The sequence below is a fragment of the Bosea sp. Tri-49 genome (assembly GCF_003952665.1).
Classification (GTDB): domain Bacteria; phylum Pseudomonadota; class Alphaproteobacteria; order Rhizobiales; family Beijerinckiaceae; genus Allobosea.
This window is the reverse complement of the sequence record NZ_CP017946.1, coordinates 3,138,290-3,159,082: the sequence shown is the minus strand read 5'-3', so window position 1 is coordinate 3,159,082 and position 20,793 is coordinate 3,138,290. Positions and strand designations below refer to the sequence as shown.

Annotated in this window: 22 protein-coding genes; 17 read left to right on the top strand and 5 right to left on the bottom strand. The window is 66.1% G+C overall.

The window, feature by feature from the left end; all coding sequences use genetic code 11:
- Window positions 1–68 precede the first annotated feature (68 nt).
- Together BLM15_RS15500 and BLM15_RS15495 are read left to right on the top strand one after the other, a co-directional pair.
- Window positions 69–965 carry a LysR family transcriptional regulator gene (locus BLM15_RS15500; protein WP_126113600.1) on the top strand — a complete coding sequence of 299 codons (897 nt, stop codon included), beginning with the start codon at window positions 69–71 and terminating at the stop codon, window positions 963–965.
- A gap of 87 nt (window positions 966–1,052) precedes the next feature.
- Window positions 1,053–1,664 carry a hypothetical protein gene (locus tag BLM15_RS15495; RefSeq protein WP_126113599.1) on the top strand — a complete coding sequence of 204 codons (612 nt, stop codon included), beginning with the start codon at window positions 1,053–1,055 and terminating at the stop codon, window positions 1,662–1,664.
- A gap of 53 nt (window positions 1,665–1,717) precedes the next feature.
- On the opposite strand, the gene BLM15_RS15490 is transcribed toward BLM15_RS15495, so the two are convergent.
- Complete coding sequence (locus BLM15_RS15490; protein WP_126113598.1) at window positions 1,718–2,686, bottom strand: threonine ammonia-lyase; 969 nt, start codon at window positions 2,684–2,686, stop codon at window positions 1,718–1,720.
- A 150-nt stretch (window positions 2,687–2,836) separates the two neighbouring features.
- Here BLM15_RS15490 and argE point away from each other — a divergent pair, with 150 nt between their 5' ends.
- The 9 genes from argE (at window position 2,837) to BLM15_RS15445 (ending at window position 13,657) form a co-directional block, all read left to right on the top strand.
- A complete protein-coding gene (gene argE / locus BLM15_RS15485; RefSeq protein ID WP_236846316.1) occupies window positions 2,837–3,985 on the top strand; it encodes an acetylornithine deacetylase in 1,149 nt (382 codons plus the stop codon).
- Between the two features lie 237 nt (window positions 3,986–4,222).
- Window positions 4,223–5,812: an ABC transporter substrate-binding protein gene (locus tag BLM15_RS15480; RefSeq protein WP_126113597.1), complete on the top strand. Its 1,590-nt coding sequence runs from the start codon at window positions 4,223–4,225 to the stop codon at window positions 5,810–5,812.
- Window positions 5,813–5,916: 104 nt separating this feature from the next.
- The gene (locus BLM15_RS15475) at window positions 5,917–6,897 is read left to right on the top strand and encodes an ABC transporter permease (protein ID WP_126113596.1); all 981 of its coding nucleotides are present in this window, start codon (window positions 5,917–5,919) and stop codon (window positions 6,895–6,897) included.
- 8 nt (window positions 6,898–6,905) lie between these two features.
- Window positions 6,906–7,853 carry an ABC transporter permease gene (locus BLM15_RS15470; RefSeq protein WP_126113595.1) on the top strand — a complete coding sequence of 316 codons (948 nt, stop codon included), beginning with the start codon at window positions 6,906–6,908 and terminating at the stop codon, window positions 7,851–7,853.
- Window positions 7,854–8,009: 156 nt separating this feature from the next.
- Window positions 8,010–9,611 carry an ABC transporter substrate-binding protein gene (locus BLM15_RS15465; protein ID WP_126113594.1) on the top strand — a complete coding sequence of 534 codons (1,602 nt, stop codon included), beginning with the start codon at window positions 8,010–8,012 and terminating at the stop codon, window positions 9,609–9,611.
- Window positions 9,612–9,684: 73 nt separating this feature from the next.
- Window positions 9,685–10,668 (top strand): ABC transporter permease, encoded by a 984-nt coding sequence (locus BLM15_RS15460; RefSeq protein ID WP_126113593.1) that lies wholly within the window; start codon window positions 9,685–9,687, stop codon window positions 10,666–10,668.
- A 7-nt stretch (window positions 10,669–10,675) separates the two neighbouring features.
- Window positions 10,676–11,623 (top strand): ABC transporter permease, encoded by a 948-nt coding sequence (locus tag BLM15_RS15455; RefSeq protein WP_126113592.1) that lies wholly within the window; start codon window positions 10,676–10,678, stop codon window positions 11,621–11,623.
- Window positions 11,624–11,666: 43 nt separating this feature from the next.
- Entirely contained in the window at window positions 11,667–12,668 is a 1,002-nt protein-coding gene (locus tag BLM15_RS15450) for an ABC transporter ATP-binding protein (protein ID WP_126113591.1), read from the top strand.
- Window positions 12,665–13,657, top strand: a complete 993-nt coding sequence (locus BLM15_RS15445) for an ABC transporter ATP-binding protein (protein ID WP_126113590.1) — start codon at window positions 12,665–12,667, stop codon at window positions 13,655–13,657. Before BLM15_RS15450 ends, BLM15_RS15445 begins: the two co-directional genes overlap by 4 nt.
- A 239-nt stretch (window positions 13,658–13,896) precedes the next feature.
- On the opposite strand, the gene BLM15_RS15440 is transcribed toward BLM15_RS15445, so the two are convergent.
- Complete coding sequence (locus BLM15_RS15440) at window positions 13,897–15,156, bottom strand: peptide ABC transporter permease (RefSeq protein ID WP_126113589.1); 1,260 nt, start codon at window positions 15,154–15,156, stop codon at window positions 13,897–13,899.
- A 174-nt stretch (window positions 15,157–15,330) separates the two neighbouring features.
- Here BLM15_RS15440 and BLM15_RS15435 point away from each other — a divergent pair, with 174 nt between their 5' ends.
- The 5 genes from BLM15_RS15435 to BLM15_RS32155 all read left to right on the top strand — a co-directional run bounded on the left by BLM15_RS15435 (window position 15,331) and on the right by BLM15_RS32155 (window position 18,131).
- On the top strand, window positions 15,331–15,849 hold the full coding sequence (locus tag BLM15_RS15435; RefSeq protein ID WP_126113588.1) for a DUF2478 domain-containing protein: 519 nt from the start codon (window positions 15,331–15,333) through the stop codon (window positions 15,847–15,849).
- Between the two features lie 21 nt (window positions 15,850–15,870).
- A complete protein-coding gene (locus BLM15_RS15430; RefSeq protein ID WP_126113587.1) occupies window positions 15,871–16,764 on the top strand; it encodes a formate dehydrogenase accessory sulfurtransferase FdhD in 894 nt (297 codons plus the stop codon).
- Window positions 16,761–17,315, top strand: coding sequence for a hypothetical protein (locus tag BLM15_RS15425; protein ID WP_126113586.1), 555 nt, complete (start codon window positions 16,761–16,763; stop codon window positions 17,313–17,315). Before BLM15_RS15430 ends, BLM15_RS15425 begins: the two co-directional genes overlap by 4 nt.
- On the top strand, window positions 17,312–17,938 hold the full coding sequence (gene mobA / locus BLM15_RS15420; RefSeq protein WP_126113585.1) for a molybdenum cofactor guanylyltransferase MobA: 627 nt from the start codon (window positions 17,312–17,314) through the stop codon (window positions 17,936–17,938). Before BLM15_RS15425 ends, mobA begins: the two co-directional genes overlap by 4 nt.
- Window positions 17,939–18,008: 70 nt before the next feature.
- On the top strand, window positions 18,009–18,131 hold the full coding sequence (locus tag BLM15_RS32155; RefSeq protein ID WP_257791802.1) for a hypothetical protein: 123 nt from the start codon (window positions 18,009–18,011) through the stop codon (window positions 18,129–18,131).
- Here BLM15_RS32155 and BLM15_RS15415 read toward each other — a convergent pair.
- Window positions 18,128–18,529 (bottom strand): SRPBCC family protein, encoded by a 402-nt coding sequence (locus BLM15_RS15415; protein ID WP_206438520.1) that lies wholly within the window; start codon window positions 18,527–18,529, stop codon window positions 18,128–18,130. The two genes, BLM15_RS32155 and BLM15_RS15415, sit on opposite strands and share 4 nt — an antisense overlap.
- 162 nt (window positions 18,530–18,691) lie before the next feature.
- Here BLM15_RS15415 and BLM15_RS15410 point away from each other — a divergent pair, with 162 nt between their 5' ends.
- Entirely contained in the window at window positions 18,692–19,180 is a 489-nt protein-coding gene (locus tag BLM15_RS15410; RefSeq protein WP_126113584.1) for a VOC family protein, read from the top strand.
- 63 nt (window positions 19,181–19,243) lie between these two features.
- Here BLM15_RS15410 and BLM15_RS15405 read toward each other — a convergent pair whose 3' ends face one another.
- Window positions 19,244–20,377 carry an Mrp/NBP35 family ATP-binding protein gene (locus BLM15_RS15405; RefSeq protein ID WP_126113583.1) on the bottom strand — a complete coding sequence of 378 codons (1,134 nt, stop codon included), beginning with the start codon at window positions 20,375–20,377 and terminating at the stop codon, window positions 19,244–19,246.
- Between the two features lie 27 nt (window positions 20,378–20,404).
- Window positions 20,405–20,635 (bottom strand): sulfurtransferase TusA family protein, encoded by a 231-nt coding sequence (locus BLM15_RS15400; protein ID WP_164547525.1) that lies wholly within the window; start codon window positions 20,633–20,635, stop codon window positions 20,405–20,407.
- Between the last annotated feature and the right edge of the window lie 158 nt (window positions 20,636–20,793).

The window sequence follows — 20,793 nt, the reverse complement described above, 5'->3', positions numbered from 1 at the left end:
GACATCAGGAGCAGAGTCGAATTGATTAAACAATTGAAATTATTGGATATCAGTAATAGTCATAAGTTATGAATCTCGATGTCGGGCAGCTGCGAGCCTTCGTGACGATCGCCCATAGCGGCAGCTTCACCCGCGCGGCGGCGAGCCTGAACCTGTCGCAGCCGGCACTCACCGTTCAGATCCGGAAACTCGAAGAAGCGCTGGGCGTACGCCTGTTCGATCGCAACACCCGTGTGGTTGCGCTGACTCGCAACGGTGCCGAGCTCTTGCCGACGCTCGGCCGCATCCTGCGCGACCTCGACGGCGTTCTCGCCGAGACGCGCCAGCTCTCGACCATGCAGCGTGGTATCGTCAGGCTCGCCGTGCTGCCGTCCTTCGCCTCGGGCATGCTGCCGGAGATCATCGCCGATTTTCGCGCGAGCCATCCGGGCATCGGCTTTGTGGTCCGCGACGTGATCGCGAGCGGCGTCGCCGAGCTGGTTTCCAGCGGCGAAGCCGATCTCGGCTTGACCGGCGGCGCGGTCTCGAATGCCGACCTCGAAATCCTGCTGCGTGGTAGCGACCGGATGCACGCGGTCTATCCGGAAGACCACCCGCTTGCCTGCCTGACAAAGATCGGGATCGCCGATCTGGCAAGGCATCCGCTCGTGCTGATGGATGCTGCGACCAGCGTCCGGCAGGTGGTCGATCGGGCCTTCGCCGAAGCCGGCACGGTGCCGCTCGTCGGCGCCGAGGTGACCTACATGTCGAGTGCCGTCGGCATGGTGCGCGCCGGTTTGGGCGTCGCCATCCTGCCGGGGGCGGCCATGGAAGTCCGGGCCGAGCGTAGCCTGCGCTCGCAGCGGATCGAGGGCGATGGCTTCGTCCGCACGATTGCGGTGGTGAAGCGTCGCGGTCGGACCCTGCCGCCGGCGAGCGAGCGCTTCCTGGCCGAGCTTAAGCGAATGCTCGCAGCCGAGGCATGAGCTCTGCGCCGAGCGGCGGCCGCCTTGGAACAGCCGCAGTGCGCGCGCGTTGATGGTAAACCATCTTTGTCGCCGAGGGAGGCCGCCATGCGCCGCCTGATCGTTCTCGCCGCTTCTATCGTCCCCTTGCTGGCGTTCGCCGCCAATGACGTCTCGGCGCAGATCAGCGGCAGTGCCTTCCGGGGAGGCGGTGTCCGTGCGGGCGGCGCCCTCAGTGGAGGTGGGGCACTATCCGGCGGAGGCTTCCGCGGCGGCAATCGCGTCGGACTTGGCGGAGGCTTTGGCGGCTCTCGTGTCGGCCTCGGAGGAGGCTATGGCTATCGCGGTGGTTTCTATCGCGGCGGCGGTGCTGGCTGGGGCTATCGGCCCAATCGCTGGTATGGCGGCGGCTATTATGGGCGGCGCGGCTATTATGGCGGTGGCTGGGGATGGGGTGCCGGAGGCCTGGCGGCCGGTGCGATCCTCGGGGGCGCTGCGGCTTATCCCTACTATTACGGCACGCCCTATTATGAAGAGCCGCCCCCCTATTACCCCCGGCGATACTATGCCGAGACCTATCGGGCCCCGGCCTCTTCAGGCATCGGCAACTACTGCCAGACGCCTGTACGAACCTGCCAGCTGATCAATCCGGCCGATCTCGGCGCTGGCTGTTCCTGCCGTGTCGCGGGTGGACGGGCTCGCGGCAGCGTCGTCCCGTAGCTGAAGCGTGAAGCCGGAGGGGCGCCTTCGTCGGCGCTCCCGCGCAGGTCGGCTCAGAGCCCGAATTCCTGGCGCCAGCGCTCGATGTCGTCGAGCGCAACGTTCGAGCCGCATAGCACCAGCGCGACGCGCTCGCCCGGCTTGAACTGATCCTTGCGCGCCATGGCGGCGGCGACGGTGCAGGATGCGGCTGGCTCGAGCAGGACGCGCCCGTTCTGCAGCACCCAGACCAGTTCGCGCACCGCTTCGGCGTCGGGCACGACGATGATCTCCTCGAGGAACTGGCGCGCCGCCGCCATCGTCCGCTCGGTCGCGAAGGGGGCGCCGAGCGTGCGGGCGATCGAGGTCGGGCGGATCGGCACCGGCTTTCCGGCTGCGAGCGCCTGCGTCATCGTGGTGGCGCCCTCGGTCTCGACGCCATGGATGCGTACCGCCGGATCGAGTCCCTTCAGCGCCGCACCGACGCCGGCCGAGAAGCCGCCGCCGCCGATCGAGATGAAGACATGATCGATCCGCCCGCCGGCATCGGCCGCAAGCTCCAGGCCGACCGTGCCATGGCCGGCGATGATGGCCGGATCGTCATAGGAATGGACATGGGTCATGCCCTTGCCCTCGTACTCTTCGGCCTTGGAGAAGGCGGCGAGCGCATCCTCGCAGAGCTCGACCTCGCCGCCCGCTTCCTCCGTCAGGCGGATGTTGAGCGGGGCGACGTTCTTCGGCATCAGCACCAGCGCCTTGATGCCGAGCATGCTGGCGACCAGCGAGACGGCGATGGCGTGGTTGCCGCCGGAGACGGTAACGACGCCGCGCGCCCGCTCGGCTTCGGAGAGGCCGAGCAGCTTGTTGTAGCAGCCGCGCACCTTGAACGAGCCGGCGAGCTGCAGGCTCTCGACCTTGACCACGGTCTCGACGCCGAGCCTGGCCGAGAGGCCGGCGCTCAGGAAGGTCGGGGTCCGCCTGACCTTGCCGGCGATACGGACGGCGGCGGCCTGGATGTCGGCGAGGGTGACGTCGAAGGACATGGCGGACTCACGGGATTCTTGCTTGGCCGGCACATGAGCGCGTCGGGCGCAGCCCGGTCAAGCGCGGAGAACCGATTGACGACAGGCAATGCCAGCGTAGCCTGCGGCACGCTTCCTGCCTGTCGGCCAGTTCATCGGAGATTTTTACCCGTGCGTTATTCCCCCAAGGAGATGCTGGCCAAGCTTGTGTCGTTCAACACCGAGTCCTGGCGCAGCAATCTCGAGCTGATCCATTTCTGCCGCGACTATCTCGCGGCGCACGGGGTCGAGAGCACGATCGTGCCGAGCCCGGACGGGGAGAAAGCTAATCTCTACGCGACCGTCGGACCCAAGGTCGAAGGTGGCATCGTCCTTTCCGGCCACACCGACGTCGTGCCGGTCGAGGGCCAGGACTGGAGTTCCGACCCGTGGACGCTGACCGAGCGCGACGGCAAGCTCTATGGCCGCGGCAGCTGCGACATGAAGGGGTTCGATGCGATTGCGCTGGCGTTGGTGCCGGAGATGCTCGAAGCGGGCTTAAAGCGGCCCTTCCACATCGCGCTCTCCTATGACGAGGAGGTCGGCTGCATTGGCGCCGCGATCATGATCGACGCCATGGCTGAAGCCGGGCTGAAACCCTCGGCGGTGATCGTCGGCGAGCCCTCGATGATGCAGGTCGTCACCGGCCACAAGGGCGGCACCCGCATGAAGACGACGGTCCGCGGCCACGCCGTGCATTCGAGCCGCGTCGATATCGGCGTGCCCGCGGTGATGGTCGCCGGCAAGCTGATCGCCTGGCATGACGAGGTGATGGCGCAGAACAAGGCCAATGCGCAGCCCGGCATCGCGTTCGAGCCGCCCTATTCGACGCTGCATGTCGGCGTCGTCGCCGGCGGCACGGCGGTCAACATCACTGCCGAGCATGCGACCTTCAGCCATGAGGTCCGGGTCATGCCCGGCGACGATACCGACTATGTCGCGCGCTACCGGGCGAAGATCGCCGAGCTGGAGGCGCCGATGAAGGCGATCGCGCCCGAAACCGGCATCACCATGGAGATCACCTCCCAGACGCCGCCGCTGGCGCCGGAGAAGGAGGGCGCCGCCGAGACGCTGTCGCGCCGCATCACCGGTGACAATGCCAGCCATGTCGTCGCCTACGGCACTGAGGGCGGCCTGTTCCAGGCGGCTGGCTGGTCGACCGTGGTCTGCGGCCCCGGCGATATCGCCCAGGCGCACCAGCCGGACGAGTTCCTCACCGTGGCTCAGCTCGACGCAGGGACGAGTTTCGTCCGCGCGCTGATCGCGGAGCTGGCCCGCTGACTGTGCAAAGCGGGGCGCTTCATTGCGAGCCTCTGGCGCGCCCTTCGCAGCTTCGTGCGTTGCATTAGTAAGATTCGCAACAAAGTTCGATCTGGAACGAAGTCGATCGGACGCACTGGACGCGGGCTTCGAACCGTCATTAATCTGCCGCCTTCGTCGGCGTGCCGCCAAAATAAGCAGGCAGCCGGCACCGCTCCTGGGGAGGAGTGGTTTTCAACCAACCGGGAGCAGTCTCAGATGTCGTTCAAGACCCATTGCCTGGCAGCCGTGGCGGCCCTGGCCTTGATGTGCGGGGCTGCGCAAGCCCAGACCTTGCGATACGCCAATCAGGGCGAGCTGAAGTCACTCGATCCCTACACCGTCAACGAAACTACGACCAACGCCCATCTCGGCCATCCCTATGAAGGCCTGACGGCGCGCGGCAAGGATCTCAAGATCGAGCCGGCCCTCGCCGAGAAGTGGGAGATTTCGGATGACGGCTTGAAATGGCGCTTCTTCCTGCGCAAGGGCGTCAAGTTCCATGACGGCTCGGACTTCACCGCCGATGACGTGCTCTTCTCGGCCGAACGCGTCCGCGCTACGGGCTCGAACTTCACCACCCGCATCCCGACCAGCGCCAAGTTCGTCAAGGTCGACGATCACACGGTCGACGTCGTCCTGACCGCGCCGAACCCGATCCTGAACGCGCAGTGGGACACCTGGTACATCATGTCGAAGAAGTGGGCGGAGGCGAATAACGCCGTCGCCCCGACGCCAGCGGCCGCGACCACCCCGAGCCACGCCTCGCTCAACGCCAATGGCACCGGCCCCTACAAGATCGAGAGCCACCAGCCGGGCGTGAAGACCGTCTTCAAGCTCAACGAGACCTACTGGAAGAAGATCGAAGGCAACATCAAGGAGATCATCTTCACACCGATCTCCTCGGACGCGACCCGCGTCGCCGCGCTGCTCTCCGGCGAAGTCGACGTGATCGAGCCGGTTCCGATCCAGGACATCCAGCGCGTCAACGCCTCGGGCAACGCCCAGGTGCTGACCGGGCCGGAGCTGCGCACCATCTTCCTCGGCTTCGACCAGACCCGTGACGAGCTGCTGGAATCGAGCGTCAAGGGCAAGAACCCGTTCAAGGACGTGAAGGTCCGTCAGGCCTTCTACCAGGCGATCGACATCGAGACGATCAAGAGCCGCGTCATGCGCGGGCTCTCGACCCCGTCGCCGCTGATGATCGCGCCGGAGCTGTTCCCGACCGCCGGCTTCACCCGCGCCAAGTTCGACGCCGAGGCCTCCAAGAAGCTGCTCGCCGAGGCCGGCTATCCGAACGGCTTCGAGCTCGGCATGGACTGCCCGAACGACCGCTACGTCAATGACGGCCAGATCTGCCAGGCCGTGGTCGGCATGCTCGCCCGCATCGGCGTCAAGGTCAGCCTCAACGCCCAGCCCAAGGCGCAGTATTTCGCCAAGGTGCTGAAGCCCGGCGGTTACAAGACCTCGTTCTACCTGCTCGGCTGGACCCCCGGAACCTTCGACAGCCACAATGTCCTCTACGACATCCTCGGCTGCCGCGACGTCGCCGGCTCCTCGCGCGGCGAGTCGAACCTCGGCAATTACTGCAACAAGAAGGTCGACGAGCTGACCGACAAGATCCTGGTCGAGTCGGACACCGCCAAGCGCAACGCCATGATCGGCGAGGCCTACAAGATGACTGTCGACGAGTTCTCCTACATCCCGCTCCACCAGCAGGCCCTGGCCTGGGGCGTCTCGAAGAAGGTGAAGCTCGCTCAGCGCGCCGACAATTCGGTGCTGCTCTACTACGCCACCAAGGAGCAGTGAGGGCCTGAAGGGCGCGCGGGCGAAGAGCCCACGCGCCCTTTCTCTATCTGCAGCACAGACGTCGTCCCGCGTGGGGCGGCCTCAGATTCCTTGTAAGGGCGAACATGCTCGCATTTGTTCTGCGCCGGCTGTTCCAGTCGCTGATGGTGATGCTCGCGGTCGCGCTGATCGCTTTCACCATGTTCCGTTTCGTCGGCGACCCGGTGAACCAGATGGTTGGCGTCGACACGCCGCAGGAGCAGGTCGCGCAGCTGCGCCAGACGCTGGGCCTCGACGAGCCGGTGGTCGTCCAGTTCGCGCGCTACATCTACAACGCTGCTCGGCTCGAATTCGGTGTCTCCTACCAGTTCCGCCTGCCGGTGATCTCGCTGCTCGGCGAGCGCGCGCCGGCGACGCTCGAGCTCGCCTTCATGTCGGCGCTGTTCTCGCTGCTGGTCGGCATACCCATGGGCGTCTATACGGCGCTGCGCCGCGACAGCTGGCTGGCGAAGATTTTCCAGACGGTCTCGCTCGTCGGCATCAGCCTGCCGACCTTCCTGATCGGCATCCTCCTGATCTACCTGTTCTCGGTGACGCTCGGCTGGCTGCCCTCCTTCGGGCGCGGCGAGGTCGTCAAGATCGGCAATTGGTGGACGACGGGGCTTCTGACCGGCTCCGGCTGGAAAGCGCTGATCCTGCCTTCGATCACGCTCGGCCTCTTCCAGATGACCCTGATCATGCGCCTCGTCCGGGCCGAAATGCTCGAGGTGCTGCGCACCGACTACATCAAGTTCGCCCGCGCCCGCGGCCTCAAGACCCGCGCCATCCATTTCGGCCATGCGCTGAAGAACACGCTGGTGCCGGTCATCACCATCGCCGGCCTGCAGCTCGGCTCGATCATCGCTTTCGCCATCATCACCGAGACGGTGTTCCAGTGGCCGGGCATGGGCCTGCTCTTCCTCAAGGCGGTGCAGCAGGTCGATATCCCGATCATGGCGGCCTATCTCATGTTGATCTCCTTCCTGTTCGTCAGCATCAACCTGATCGTCGACCTGCTCTACGCGCTGGTCGATCCGCGCCTGCGCGCGACGATCGGGGCGCATTGAGGCCGGTCATGAGCGCGCAACCCGCTTCCTCCCCGAAACAGCCGCCCTCCCTCTGGGCCCGCATCCTCGACAGCGACATCCTTGCGAGCTTCCTGCGCTCGAAGGTGACGATGGTCGCGGCCGTCATCGTGCTGGTGATGTTCATCGGCGCCGCCTTCTCGCCCTGGATCGCCCCGACAAACCCGTTCGATCCGGCGACCGTCTTCCTCGCCGACGCCAACATCCCGCCGGCCTGGCAGGACGGCGGCGACCCGAAATTCATCCTCGGCACCGACGATCAGGGCCGCGATCTCTATTCGGCAATCCTCTATGGCTTGCGCGTCTCCCTGATTGTCGGCCTGCTTGGCGTCGCGCTGGCGGCGACGATCGGCATCACGCTCGGCCTGCTCGCCGGCTATCTCGGCGGCCGCGTCGATTCGCTGATCATGCGCATCGCCGACGTGCAATTGACCTTTCCGGCGATCCTGATCGCGCTTTTGATCGACGGTGTCGTCCGCGGCATCTTCAAGGGCGCGAACCGCGAGGACACCGCGCTCTACGTGCTGGTGATCTCGATCGGGTTGTCCTTCTGGGTGCAGTACGCCCGCACCATCCGCGGCTCGACCCTGGTCGAGCGCAACAAGGACTATGTGCAGGCTGCCAGGCTCGTCGGCCTGCCGGCGCCGCTGATCATGCTGCGCCATGTCCTGCCGAACGTGATCGGCCCGGTGCTGGTCATCCTGACCATCAACCTCGCGCTCGCCGTCATCACCGAGGCGACGCTCTCCTTCCTCGGCGTCGGCCTGCCGGCGACCCAGCCATCGCTCGGCACGCTGATCTCGATCGGCAACCGCTATCTGTTCTCCGGCGACTGGTGGATCGTCACCTTCCCGGGCGTGACGCTGGCGATCCTGGTACTGGCGGTGAACCTGCTCGGCGACTGGTTGCGCGATGCCCTCAATCCGAGGCTGCGATGAGCAGGATTTGCTGCACAATCTGCCTTTTCGCGCAGCAATGCCTGCTCTTGCTATGTGTTTTACGCAGATTAGACCCGTGACAGACAAAGGGGCGGGTCCTAACATCCGGCGCTTCGGCGGCCGGTCGAGCCGGTCGCGACTGGGAGGTCAATTCCGATGAAACCGCGTTATCTTGCGCTTGCCGCCGCGCTGTTCGGCGTCTCCGTGCTGGCGCTCGGCGCCGCCGAGGCGAAGCCTGTCAAATGGGCTTCCGCCGGCGATGCCCTGACGATCGACCCACACGGCCAGAACGAGGGTCTGACGACCTCGGTCAACCAGCACATGTATGAGAGCCTGACCGAGCGCGACCATGCCGGCAAGCTGCATCCGCTGCTCGCGTCGTCCTGGAAGGTGCTGCCGGACGATCCGACGACCTGGGAGTTCAAGCTGCAGGAGGGCGTCAAGTTCCATGACGGCTCGCCCTTCAGCGCCGACGATGTGGTGTTCTCCTATGAGCGCGCCATGCAGCCGACCTCGGACTTCAAGGGCTATCTGACCTCGGTCGAGAAGGTCACGAAGGTCGACGACCAGACGGTCCGGATCAAGACCAAGGGCCCGAACCCGCTGCTGGTCAACAACACCTCCTCGATCCGCATCATGAGCAAGGCCTGGGCGGAGAAGAACAACGCCACCAAGGCGCAGGACTTCAAGAACAAGGAAGAGAACTTCGCCGTCCGCAACGCCAACGGCACCGGCCCCTTCGTCCTCGTGTCGCGCGAGGCCGACGTGAAGACGGTGATGAAGCGCAACGAGAACTACTGGGCCAAGGCCAAGGTCCCGCTCGAGATCACCGAGCTGACCTATGTCCCGATCAAGCAGGATGCCACGCGCATCGCGGCGCTGCTCTCCGGCGAGGTCGATTTCGTCCAGGATGTGCCGGTGCAGGACATCGCCCGGCTGAAGAGCCAACCGAAGATCCGCGTCACCTCCGGCCCCGAGAACCGCACCATCTTCTTCGGCATGGATGTCGCGTCCAAGGACCTGAAGGGCGACAATGTCGAGGGCAAGAATCCCTTCGCCGACCAGCGCGTCCGCCAGGCGATGAACATGGCGCTCAACCGCCAGGCCATCCAGCGCGTCGTGATGCGCGGCGAGTCGATCCCGACCGGCATCATCCTGCCGCCCTTCGCCAATGGCTGGACCAAGGAGCTCGACGCCGCGCCCGCGACCGATGTCGCCAAGGCCAAGGCGCTGCTGGCCGAGGCCGGCTATCCCAACGGCTTCTCGGTGACGCTGCACTGCTCGAACGACCGCTACATCAACGATGAGGGCATCTGCCAGGCGGCGGTCGGCATGTTCGGCCAGATCGGCGTCAAGGTAAACCTGGTCTCGCAGTCGAAGTCGATCCACTTCAACCTGATCCAGAAGAACCCGCCTGAGACCGAGTTCTACCTCGTTGGCTGGGGCGTCCCGACCTTCGACAGCGACTATGTCTTCTCCTACATGTACCACAGCCGCACCGGCTCGCAGGGCAGCTGGAACGCGACCGGCTATTCCGACAAGGATGTCGACGCGCAGATCCAGACGCTCTCCAAGGAGATCGACATCGCCAAGCGCGATGCCACCATCGCCAAGATCTGGGCGAAGGTGAAGGACGAGACGATCTATCTGCCGATCCACCATCAGTCGCTCAGCTACGGCATGAATTCGACCCTCGACATCCCTGTCGACGTCTCGAACAACCCGAAGCTGAAGATGGTTTCGTTCAAGGGCTCGTAGAGCCGGCAACCTGTCGCAGGGGCCGCGCCAGACGGCCCCGCGACTTTATCGTTCGTAAGGGGTTTTAGACGCGATGCTCGCCTATATCCTGCGCTCGCTGATGCAGGGGCTGGTGGTGATGCTCGCCGTCGCCTTCATCGCCTTCTCGATGTTCCGTTTCGTCGGCGATCCGGTGGTCAACATGCTCGGCCAGGAAGCGACGCTGCAGGACCGCGCCGAGCTGACTGAGCGGCTCGGCCTCAACGATCCCGTGCCGCTGCAGTTCGCGCGCTTCGTCGCCGATGCGGTGCGGGGCGATTTCGGCATCTCCTATCGCCAGGGCCGCAAGGTTTCCTCGCTGATCCTCGAGCGCCTGCCAGCGACGGTGGAGCTGGCCGTGCTTTCGGCGATCTTCGCCTTCGTCACCGGCATCGTCTTCGGTGTCTACGCCGCGATCCGCCGCGACGGCTGGATCGCCAATGTCGTCATGTCGGTTTCCCTGATCGGCGTCTCCCTGCCGACCTTCCTGATCGGCATCGGGCTGATCTACATCTTCGCCGTCGAATTGCGCTGGCTGCCGTCCTTCGGGCGCGGCGACACCGTCCAGATCGGCTGGTGGTCGACCGGGCTCCTGACCGTGAGCGGGCTGAAGTCGCTGGTCATGCCGGTGCTGACGCTTGGCTTCCTGCAGCTCACCTTGGTGATGCGCCTCGTCCGCTCCGAGATGCTCGAGGTGATGCGCGCCGATTTCATCCGCTTCGCCAGGGCGCGCGGCATTCCCGAGCGCAGGATCGAGTTCCGCCATGCCTTGCGCAACACCATGATCCCGGTGATCACCATCGCCGGCGTCCAGCTCGGCGGCGTCATCGCCTTCGCCATCGTCACCGAGACGGTGTTCCAATGGCCGGGGCTCGGCGCGCTCTTCGTCAACGCTGTGCAGTTCGTCGATGTGCCAGTGATGTCGGCCTATCTGCTCTTCGTCGCCTTCGTCTTCGTGCTGACCTCGCTCCTGGTCGACATCGTCTATGTCGCGCTCGATCCGCGCCTGCGCGGTGGCACGCTGGTTCCGGCGAAGTGAGGCGGTGATGACGACAGCTCCGCTTCCCACCCCGAAACAGCCCGGCCGCTTCGCCCGGTTCTGGGATTCCGATCTCATCTATTCCTTCCGTTCCTCGCCGATCACGGTGGTGGCGAGCATCATGGCGCTGCTGCTTGTGCTGGCCGCGGTCTTCGCGCCGCTGATCGCGCCCTATGACCCGTTCGACCCGTCCTCGCTCGATCTCTCCGACGGCTTCTCGCGGCCGATGCAGCCCAACGAGATCACTGGAAAGGTCTTCTGGCTGGGGTCGGACGGGCAGGGCCGCGACATCTTCTCGGCGATCCTCTACGGCTCGCGCGTCTCGCTGATCGTCGGCGCGGCCTCGGTGCTGTTCTCGTTGGTGCTCGGCGTCGGCCTGGGGCTCGTCGCCGGCTATGTCGGCGGCCGCACCGAGGCGCTGATCATGCGCGTCGCCGACATCCAGCTCTCCTTCCCGGCGATCCTGGTGGCGCTGCTGGTCTTCGGCGTGGCGCGCGGTTTGATCCCGCCAGCGGCACAGGAGCAGATGACGCTGCTCGTCCTCGTCATCGCTATCGGCCTGTCGAACTGGGCGCAATATGCCCGCACCGTGCGCGGCTCGACCCTGGTTGAGAAGAACAAGGTCTATGTCGATGCCGCCCGCCTGATTGGCCTCAAGGCCTGGCCGGTGATGCTGAAGCACGTCCTTCCCAATGTCGCCGGTCCCGTCCTCGTCATCGCCACGATCAACCTCGCGCTGGCGGTGATCGAGGAGGCGACGCTCTCCTTCCTCGGCGTCGGCATGCCGCCGACCCAGCCTTCGCTCGGCACGCTGATCCGCTTCGGCCAGCAATACCTGTTCTCCGGCGAGTGGTGGATCCTGCTTTTCCCCTCGCTCGTGCTGATCCTGTTCGCCTTGTCGATCAACCTATTCGGTGACTGGCTGCGCGATGCGCTCAATCCGAAGTTGAGATGACGATGAAACGCCTCCCGCCTTCATTCGCTTTCCTGGAGCAGCGATGACCCAGCCCGTCCTTTCCGTTCAGGAACTCACCGTCGAGTTCGTCACGCGGCGTGGCACGCTGCGAGCGCTCGACAAGGTCTCCTTCGACGTTGCCCGCGGCGAAGTGCTCGGCGTCGTCGGTGAATCCGGCGCGGGCAAATCGGTCACCGGCTCGGCCATCATCGGCCTGATCGACCCGCCTGGCCGCATTGCCGGCGGCAAGGTCGTGCTCTCCGGTGAGCGCGTCGACCATCTGCCGCCCGAGCAGATGCGCCGTGTCCGCGGCAAGCGCATCGGCATGATCTTCCAGGACCCGCTGACCAGCCTCAACCCGCTCTACCGGGTCGGCGAGCAGCTGATCGAGACGATCCAGACCCATACCGATCTCAATGCGGCGGACGCCCGCAGGCGCGCCATCGCTTTGCTCGACGAGGTCGGCATACCCGCGCCCGAACGGCGCATCGACGGCTATCCGCACGAATTCTCCGGCGGCATGCGCCAGCGCGTCGTCATCGCGCTCGCACTCTGCGCCGAGCCGGAGTTCATCATCGCCGACGAGCCGACGACGGCGCTCGACGTCTCCGTGCAGGCGCAGATCATCAGCCTGATCAAGCGGCTCTGCAAGGAACGCGGCACCTCGGTGATGCTGGTCACCCACGATATGGGCGTGATCGCCGAGACGGCCGACCGCGTTGCGGTGATGTATGCCGGGCGCGTCGCCGAGATCGGCCCGGTGCGCGAGGTGATCAAGCAGCCGCTCCACCCCTATACGCAAGGGTTGATGGGCGCGATCCCGTCGATCACGGGCGATGCCGAGCGACTCGTGCAGATTCCTGGCTCGATGCCCAGGCTCTCCAGCATCCCGAGGGGCTGCGCCTTCAATCCGCGCTGCGCCAAGGTGTTCGACCGCTGCCGCATCGACCGGCCGGAGCTCATCGATGTCGGCGGCCACCAGGTCGCTTGCCATCTCTACGACCAGGCCAAGGCGCCGGCCGGCAAGACGGAGATCGCAGCGTGAGCGAAAAAACCTTCGTCCAGGTCCGCGACCTCAAGCGCGTCTTCGACGTCTCCAGGCCCTGGCTCAACCGGGTGCTGGAGAATGCGCCCAAGCAGTATCTCAAGGCCGTCGATGGCGTCTCCTTCGACATCCGCAAGGGCGAGACCTTCGCGCTCGTCGGCGAGTCCGGCTCGGGCAAGTCGACCGTGGCGCGCATGGTGGTCGGCCTGCTGCATCCCTCCGGGGGCACGGTTTCGATCGACGGCGTCTCGATGTCTGATCAAGCCGCTTCCGCCGAGCGACAGCGCCTGCGCAAGCGTATCCAGATGATCTTCCAGGACCCTTACGCCTCGCTCAATCCGCGCTGGCGCGTCGGGCGGATCATCGCCGAGCCGATCCGCGCCTTCGGCATCATCCAGGGCGATGCCGCGATCGAGGCGCGCGTCGGCGAGCTGCTCTCGCTGGTCGGCCTGCATCCCGACGACGGCAAGAAGTTCCCGCACGAGTTCTCCGGCGGCCAGCGCCAGCGCATCGCGATCGCCCGCGCGCTCGCCTCCAACGCCGAGTTCATCGTCTGCGACGAGCCGACCTCGGCGCTCGACGTCTCCGTGCAGGCGCAGATCCTCAATCTGATGCGCGACCTGCAGGAGAAGTTCGGGCTGACCTACCTGTTCATCAGCCACAATCTTGCGGTCGTCCGGCATATGGCGACGCGCATCGGCGTGATGTACCTCGGCCGCCTCGTCGAAGTCTCCGACGGCAAGCAGCTCTTCGCCGCGCCCCGTCACCCCTACACTCGCATGCTGCTCGATGCGGTGCCCGACCTCGCCATGATCGGCAAGGCGCACGAGGGCGTGAAGGGCGAGATCCCGAACCCGATCAACCCGCCCTCGGGCTGCACCTTTCACCCGCGCTGCCCGCTGGTCTTCGATCGTTGCCGCGTCGAGAACCCACCGGTGATCGACGGCGTCGCCTGCCATGCGGTGAATGCGGGGCGGGTGGCGGCGTAAACACTCGGAACACGCCGTCTTTCCGGGGCGCCGCGCAGCGGCGAGCCCGGAACCCATGAACACCGCCATTTTCGTCATGGTCGGCCTTGTGCCGACCATCCACGTCTTTGCTGGTCGAAGGCAGTGTTCAAGACGTGGATGCTCGCCACAAGGGCGAGCATGACGAATTGGAAAAGCGTCGTGTTCATGGGTTCCGGGCCCAGGCCTGTAGGCCTGTCCCGGAATGACGAGGTGCTTGCCTACTCTCCAGCCGGCACGCTCGGCGCCTTTGGACGGCGGCTCAGCGGCGCCACCGGTCGCTCGGTGCGGTACTGTCCGCGTGCGATCGCGGTGAACAGAAGCGCGACCGCAGTCAGCGTCATCAGCCACCAGGTCTGGAACGAGGCGAAGCCGAGTGCCGCCAGCGCGAAGGCGGTGACATAGGCTGCGACGACGCCGGCGGCGAGTGCGCCGGGCATGCGGCCGGCCGCGCTGACCGCGAAATAGAGGCAGAGCGCGCTCGTCGCGGCGCCGACCAGGCCGAGCTCGTACCAGGTCTCGAACAGGATGGTGGTCGGCACCTCGATTGGCAGCGCCCCGGTGGTGCGGCCGCGCAGCACCGTGTCGAGCCCGTGGCCGGTGATGAGCTGCACGGGCCGGCTCGAGATGATGTCGGCCCAGATGTCGAGGCCGATGCCGACCGTGCTGAACACGGCGGGCGAGAGTCGGAAGAAGGGCAGCAGCAGGAAGGGTAGGAGCGGCGCAAGCAGCATCAGTCCGGCCATGATGCCGCCCATCAGCCTGGCGCCGACGATGCGGTTGGCGCTGACCGCGCCGAAGGCGATCGCGCCGCACAGCATCGCCATCGCCTCGCCATCCTCGATGCGCGAGAGCGCGAGCAGGCCGACGACCAGCGCCAAGCCCAGCGCGGTCAGGCCGCGCTCGCGCGAGAGCAGCCAGGCGAGCGCCGGCCAGGCCATGATCAGGACGACGCTGACGCCGCGCTCGACGCTTCCGGCAGCGTTGGCGGCGCGCGAGTCGATCGGGCTCAGCGCCTCGGTCAGGAGCAGGCCGAGCGCAAAGATCGCGGCGGTGCCTGCACCAAGTGCTGCGAGGTTGAGATTCGAGGCCCGCATGCGCTCGGGCAGCGCCGCCGCGCCGGCAAAGCCCAGCGCCACGGCGAGGAAGAGATTGGCCGCCTTCTCGGTGGCCGAGCCGGTATAGGGGCTCCAGACCAGCGAGAGCACGGCCCAGCCGACCAGCGCCCAGAGGGTCAGCCCGGCGCGGCTGAAGATCGAAGCTTTGACATTGCTGGCGAACCAGCGCGGCGCTTCGATCAGCGCAGCGATCGCCAGCAGGATGACGCCGATCGGCACCAGCACGACGGCGGCGCGGCGCGACACAAGCGAGGCCAGCGGCAAGGCGAGCGCCAGCGTCGCAAAGCCGATGCGGCGCAGGAGCAACGCAGCGTCGGTCGCGGGATCGAGAGGCGTCTGGGCGTTCTGGCGGATCATGGGCAAGCGGGTACTCGGCGAGCCGCGCCCGGCCAGGATGCCGGGAACAGCCCACGCTACCCTAGCGCCTGCCTCAGGCTTCGACTGTAGGTGCGCTGCAACACTGGCAAAGCATCTCACGCAGTTTGGAACACCTAAAGTTCACTGGTCGCCAGAGCCGTTCCGTGGGATGAAAGGGCGATGACTGCTCCGCTTGCCGCGATCGTTTATTCCTCGGGCTTCCCCATCGATGAGCTGATGGCGGAGGTCGCCGATGTCCTGAGGCGCGAGGCCGTCCGGCTCGGCGGCGTCGTCCAGCACAACAACGGTGACTGCGTAAGCGGTTGTGCCAGCATGTCACTCGAGGATCTCGCCTCGGGCCAGCTCTTTCCGATCAGTGAGGATCGCGGCGCGGGCTCGGCCGGCTGCCGGCTCGACGCGGCCGGGCTCGCCGCTGCCGGTGCCGCCGTCTCGGGTGCGCTGTCGGGGCCGGTCGACCTCGTCATCGTCAACAAATTCGGCAAGCAGGAGGTGCTCGGCCAGGGCCTGCGCGCCGAGATCGCCGCTGGCGTCATCGCTGGCCTGCCGCTGCTGACGGCGGTTCGCGACGACATGCTCGCCGCCTGGTCGGAATTCGCAGGCGAGGACTGGCAGCGCCTGCCGCCAGAATCTGCCGCGGTGACGGGCTGGGCGATGGCGGCGCTGCGCCAGCCGGCCTGAAGGCTCGCAAGGAGCTACCCCGTGCCTGTTGGCAGCGACTTCCTCGACGACTACCTGATCCGGCCCGATCCGGCCGCTGCTCGCCTTGGCGCGACGGTCGCCGGAATCGACCATAGCGGCGCCCGCGTCGAGACCCGCGTCGTCACCGAACGGGCGTTGACCCTCTACCTGAACAGCCAGGAGATCGTCACGATGATGACGATCGGCGACCATCCCGAGTATCTGGCGCTCGGCTATCTGCTGAACCAGAACATGCTCAGGCGTGGCGACCCGGTCGAGGCGGTCGACTATGACGAGGAGCTCGAGGTCGTCGTCGTGCGCACGCCGGAGCGCACCGATTTCGAGCAGAAGCTGAAGAAGAAGACGCTGACCTCCGGCTGTGCGCAGGGCACTGCCTTCGGCGACCTGATGGAGGCGATCGACGAGATCGTTCTGCCCAAGGCCGAGCTGCGCACCAGCTGGCTCTATGGGCTGACCCGCAAGATCAACACCACGCCTTCGCTCTATCTCGAGGCCGGCGCGATCCATGGCTGCGTGCTCTGCGAACGCGACAAGCCCTTGGTCTACATGGAGGATGTCGGCCGCCACAACGCCGTCGACAAGGTCGCCGGCTGGCTCTTCCGGCACGATGTCGATCCCGGCAAGATGATCTTCTACACCACCGGCCGGCTGACCTCGGAGATGGTGATCAAGACCGTTCGCATGGGCATCCCGATCCTGGTCTCGCGCTCCGGCTTCACTGAATGGGGCGTCGAACTCGCCCGCAAGGCCGGCCTGACCCTGATCGGCCGCGCCCGCGGCAAGCGCTTCCTGGCGCTCGCCGGCGAGGACCGCATCGTCTTTGACCAGGACCCGGACAGTGTCGAGGAAGAGGGCGGCAAGCATCGCCGCAAGGGGGCAGGGGGCGATGAGTGAGCGGGCTGAAGCCGGACGAAACCATGCCCTGGTGTCCGGTTCATCTGCTTGATGCCGGCGAGACTGCGATCTGGTGGGGGCGACCCGACCTATGGAAATATGCGTTCCGGCGGACTTGGGGCGCAGTTGTCGTTGGCGCGGTCTGCGTCGTGACAGGCGGGATCGCGCTACATGCAATGCTCAAGCTCGATTCTGTCTTCGCGGCTCTGGTAGGGGGCATGCTTTCCGGGGGCTTCGCAGTGTTTGGGGTGTGGATGTCGGTTTCGTGTATCCGCGAGCGTTATGAGGAAGCAAAGCGCGTGACCTATCTCGTGACCGACAGACGTGCCGTCATCGAGCGCCCGTCGACGGTATTCAGTCTGGATTGGCCCGCGGTGAAGTTTGTCGAACTGGCCTACGAATCGGATGAGCGCGGCGACGTGATCTTCTATGAGCATATCGTTGATTCAAGCGATGGCCCGAGCCGGACTCAGGAGGGCTTCATTGCCGTCTCAAACGCCGCCGCGGTCGCGCGCGAAATGCGGCGTCTGCGATCACTAGCCGCAGCATGACCACGCCTCCCACCTTCGGCCTCCTGCTCGCCGGCGGGCTTGCCCGCCGCATGGGCGGCGGCGACAAGCCGCTGCGCACCATCGCTGGCCGCACCATCCTCGCCCATGTGATCGAGCGGCTCAGCCCCCAATTCGACGGGCTGCTGCTCAACGCCAATGGCGATCCCGCCCGCTTTGCCGATTACGGCCTGCCGGTCGTCGCCGACAGCGTGCCGGATTTCGCCGGGCCGCTCGCCGGCATCCTTGCCGGACTCGACTGGCTCGCCGCGAACCGGCCGGGTGCGCAATGGCTGGTCAGCGTCGCCGCCGACACACCCTTCATCCCGCGCGATCTGGTGGCGCGGCTGCATGCGGCGCGCGCGGCGGCGAATGTCCCGCTCGCCTGCGCCGCTTCGGGCGGCTGGACCCACCCCGTGATCGGGCTCTGGCCGGTCGCGCTGCGCGACGAACTGCGCCATGCGCTCACCGTCGAGGATGAGCGCAAGATCGACCGCTGGACTGCGCGCCATGGCGTTGTTTCGGCCGAATGGCCGGTGACGCCGGTCGACCCCTTCTTCAACGCTAACCGGCCGGACGATCTCGCCGAGGCCGAGCGGCTGCATGCCGCGCTCGGTGACGCTTGATCGGCCGCAGCGCCGCCCCTAGATTCACCCGATAAGCGAAGCTTATTCGCCTGCCTCCGGGGGAAGTCACATGAAGTCCTTTGTCATCGCCGTCGCCTTCGCCGCCATCGCCGCCTATGGCGCGAGCATGGTGCTGGCGACCTATCAGCGTCCGGTCGACGTCGCCTACGCGACCAGCAGCGTGCGGCTCTAGCCCTCCAGCAGTTTCTTCAGCCGTGCGAGGTCGGCCGCCACCCATTCGGCATCGCGTGCGAATGCGTCGTCCGTCATCTCCGGGCGCCTGAGCAACGTGAACACCACCTCGCTGCCGCTGCCATTCGCGAGCGCCCGCATCGGGTTGTGCATCGTCGCGCCCGCATCAGGAACGACGGCATGGTCGAGGATGCCGTAGCGATTGGGCTCGCTGAAGATCACGCGCATCGGCCCCATCGGCGTCTTCGCGCGATAGGTCATACCCTCGACATGGCTGAACTCATCGCCGAGCCCCTCCGCCCATTTCGGGAAGTTCATGGGCTCGGCGAGGAAGCCGTAGACCTCCTCGATCGGCCTGTTGATCGCGATGCTGATATGGCGCACTGGCAGGACGGGCATCGTCGGGTCTCCCTGAATTCCGCGTCAAAGAACATAACATGAACAAAATCAGATGTCATCGCGTATCGGTGATGGGCTGTGTCCGAGCTTGCCGCGGGTCGATCAAGATTCCGCCGGCTTCGCCAGCCCTTTTGCCAGCGGCGACGGATGAGGAGATTCGCGATGGAGCAGAGTATCGGCGTCGGCCTGACGATTTTCGTGCAGCATGGACGCGAGCAGCAGGCTGCGGACTTCTACAGCGAGGCGTTCGAAGCACGGCAATTGAAGACATACAGGGTGGACGGCGAGCTCGCCGGGGTCGACATGCTGATGGGTGGAATGCGGGTCTCCGTCGCCGGCTCCAACCCGCGCCGTGAGGAGGAGCCGTCCTATGGCGGCCCGTTCTCCCCCAAGGCGGCCGGCGCTGTCAGCACGATCGTCCAGCTGACGGTGCCAGACATCGAGGCCTGCTTCGCACAGGCGATCGTGGCCGGGGCCGCGCTGCGTGATCGGGTCCAGACCGATGTCGAGGGAAGACGGGTCGCTTCGCTATTCGACCCGTTCGGGCATATCTGGGTGCTGATCGAACGGCAGACGGAGCCGGCGAGAGTGTCCCCCGACCAGCTCGCAGTGCAGGCTGAGCGTTCCGGCGGGCTCGATCTGCGGAACTAGAGCATCGGACCGAAAAGTGGGAACCACTTTTCGGGCAAATCCGATGCGGCGATCCAAAAACCCTTACTCGATCACGATCCGTGGCGCTGCCCTGGCCGGCCCGGCGAGGCCGGCTTTCACCTGCCGCGCCAGGGCGACATAGGCCTTGGCATGGGGGCTGTCGGGGTCGCTCGCCACGATCGGGCGACCGCCATCGGAAGTCTCGCGGATCGGCATGGCGAGCGGGATCTCACCGAGGAAGGGCACGCCCTGCCGCTCCGCCTCATGCCGGGCGCCGCCATGAGCGAAGATGTCGGAGCGGTAGCCGCATTCCGGGCAGATGAAATAGCTCATGTTCTCGACGATGCCGAGGATCGGCACCTCGACCTTCCTGAACATGGCGACGCCGCGGCGGGCATCGAGCAGCGCCAGGTCCTGCGGCGTCGAGACGATCACCGCGCCGGCGAGCGGCGTCTGCTGCGCCATGGTGAGCTGGGCGTCGCCGGTGCCGGGCGGCATGTCGACGACGAGCACGTCGAGCTCGCCCCAGGCGACCTCGCGCAGCATCTGGGTGATCGCCGAGATCACCATCGGGCCGCGCCAGATCATCGGCGTCTCCTCGTCGATCAGGAAGCCGATCGACATGATCTTGAGGCCATAGGCCTCCATCGGTGCGAGCGTGCGGCCCGAGACCAGCCGCGGCTTGCCGGTGATGCCGAAGATCTTCGGCACGGACGGGCCGTAGATGTCGGCGTCGAGCACACCGACCTTGAGACCGAGCGTCGCCAGGGCCACGGCGAGGTTTGCCGTGGTGGTCGACTTGCCGACGCCGCCCTTGCCGCTCGCCACTGCGATGATCTGCTTGACGCCGGGAATGCCGGCCGCCTTCGGCACCGGGCCGCCGGGCGCAGGCTGGCCATGCGCCTGCCGGCGCGCTTCCGCCGCCTGCGACGGCGCCGGGCGCCCCGGCGCCTTGTCGGCGGTGAGGCCAACCAGCACCTGCGTCACGCCGGGAATACCGCCGACCGCGCTCTCGGCCGCCTTGCGCACCGGCTCCATCGCGCTGGCTTCGGTCGCGTCGATGCCGATCGCGAAGATGACCTTGCCGCCGTCGATCAGGATGTCGCCGATGCGGCCCGAGGCCGCCAGCGATTGCCCGCTCGCCGGCAGCTTCACCAGTTCGAGCGCGCGCAGGATGTCGTTTTGCGAAAGGGCCACGATCTGGGTTCCAGTGTTTGCGCGACGCTAGGCCGCGGCCTTGCGGATGTGGAAGACCAGCAGCTCGCCCTCGCTGCTGCTGAGTTCGATCGCGTCGCCGGTCTCGCGCATCAGGTTCGGGATGTCGATCGCCGCCATCGGATCGGTGCATTCGACCAGGAACAGATCGCCGGGCGCTGCGCCTTTCAGCGCCTTGCGCACGCGCAGGGCCGGAAGAGGGCACTTCAGGCCGCGCAGGTTGAGCGGAATGGAAGACATGGGCGAGTTTTGGGCGAGGCCATTCGAACGAAGCTGTGCTTCATATGATGGCATTTCGCGTGGGAGCAACAGCACCTATCCTTCTCTCCTCGGGGAAGAAGGTGTCTGCGAAGCAGACGGATGAGGGAAGTCATGCGCCGACGCCTTTCATGCCCTCA

Excerpts from the sequence above, each read along its gene's own strand:
- BLM15_RS15500 (WP_126113600.1), top strand. The coding sequence starts at position 69 with ATGAATCTCGATGTCGGGCAGCTGCGAGCCTTCGTGACGATCGCCCAT.
- BLM15_RS15495 (WP_126113599.1), top strand. The coding sequence starts at position 1,053 with ATGCGCCGCCTGATCGTTCTCGCCGCTTCTATCGTCCCCTTGCTGGCG.
- BLM15_RS15490 (WP_126113598.1), bottom strand. The coding sequence starts at position 2,686 with ATGTCCTTCGACGTCACCCTCGCCGACATCCAGGCCGCCGCCGTCCGT.
- BLM15_RS15480 (WP_126113597.1), top strand. The coding sequence starts at position 4,223 with ATGTCGTTCAAGACCCATTGCCTGGCAGCCGTGGCGGCCCTGGCCTTG.
- BLM15_RS15475 (WP_126113596.1), top strand. The coding sequence starts at position 5,917 with ATGCTCGCATTTGTTCTGCGCCGGCTGTTCCAGTCGCTGATGGTGATG.
- BLM15_RS15470 (WP_126113595.1), top strand. The coding sequence starts at position 6,906 with ATGAGCGCGCAACCCGCTTCCTCCCCGAAACAGCCGCCCTCCCTCTGG.
- BLM15_RS15465 (WP_126113594.1), top strand. The coding sequence starts at position 8,010 with ATGAAACCGCGTTATCTTGCGCTTGCCGCCGCGCTGTTCGGCGTCTCC.
- BLM15_RS15460 (WP_126113593.1), top strand. The coding sequence starts at position 9,685 with ATGCTCGCCTATATCCTGCGCTCGCTGATGCAGGGGCTGGTGGTGATG.
- BLM15_RS15455 (WP_126113592.1), top strand. The coding sequence starts at position 10,676 with ATGACGACAGCTCCGCTTCCCACCCCGAAACAGCCCGGCCGCTTCGCC.
- BLM15_RS15450 (WP_126113591.1), top strand. The coding sequence starts at position 11,667 with ATGACCCAGCCCGTCCTTTCCGTTCAGGAACTCACCGTCGAGTTCGTC.
- BLM15_RS15435 (WP_126113588.1), top strand. The coding sequence starts at position 15,331 with ATGACTGCTCCGCTTGCCGCGATCGTTTATTCCTCGGGCTTCCCCATC.
- mobA (WP_126113585.1), top strand. The coding sequence starts at position 17,312 with ATGACCACGCCTCCCACCTTCGGCCTCCTGCTCGCCGGCGGGCTTGCC.
- BLM15_RS32155 (WP_257791802.1), top strand. The coding sequence starts at position 18,009 with ATGAAGTCCTTTGTCATCGCCGTCGCCTTCGCCGCCATCGCCGCCTAT.
- BLM15_RS15415 (WP_206438520.1), bottom strand. The coding sequence starts at position 18,529 with ATGCCCGTCCTGCCAGTGCGCCATATCAGCATCGCGATCAACAGGCCG.
- BLM15_RS15410 (WP_126113584.1), top strand. The coding sequence starts at position 18,692 with ATGGAGCAGAGTATCGGCGTCGGCCTGACGATTTTCGTGCAGCATGGA.
- BLM15_RS15400 (WP_164547525.1), bottom strand. The coding sequence starts at position 20,635 with ATGTCTTCCATTCCGCTCAACCTGCGCGGCCTGAAGTGCCCTCTTCCG.